Raw genomic sequence first — 562 nt, 5'->3', positions numbered from 1 at the left:
ATGAGCATTATCGTTCTGCAAAGTCTTTGGGAGAAGAATTCGGGATTACGTATTCTTTGTTTGCGACCTGGTACAGAATATATAAGTATCAGGGGGAATCGGGTCTACTTCCCAGGAAAGGGAAAAGACACTTTAGTGCTTCTTTTAAGCTTTCTGTCCTTACTGCAATCCGAGAAGAAAGTTTATCTTTGAAAGAAGCCCGTGTACGCTTTGACCTTTCCTCGGATGCCCATATCATTGAATGGCAGAAAAGGCTGGACAAGTTCGGTCCAGAAGGATTGGAGGCACGGCCAAAAGGAAGACCCCTGATGACAAAGAAAGCAAATCCGCAGATCAAGCGAAAAGTTAGAAAAACGAATAAAGCGCTCACGCGTGAAGAGGAACTTTTGCAGGAGAATGAGTATTTACGTGCAGAAAATGCCCTGCTAAAAAAGCTAAGCGCCTTAGCTCAAGCCGAAAACAAGCGAAAGCCATAATGGAGCTAAGGCATCAATTTGATCTTGATATCCTGCTGAGTTGCGTTAAAATGGCAAGAAGTACTTTCTATTATCATTCCAAGAAG

Annotated in this window: 1 protein-coding gene; it reads left to right on the top strand. The window is 42.9% G+C overall.

Annotated features, from left to right (window positions below):
* Nucleotides 1–476: helix-turn-helix domain-containing protein (locus tag ACFS6I_RS24440; RefSeq protein WP_380924461.1), on the top strand; the 476-nt coding region annotated here is incomplete at its 5' end.
* Nucleotides 477–562: the final 86 nt, after the last annotated feature.

The sequence above is a fragment of the Sphingobacterium anhuiense genome, assembly GCF_042686355.1.
Lineage (GTDB): Bacteria > Bacteroidota > Bacteroidia > Sphingobacteriales > Sphingobacteriaceae > Sphingobacterium > Sphingobacterium anhuiense.
This window is presented reverse-complemented; position numbering and strand designations above follow the sequence as displayed.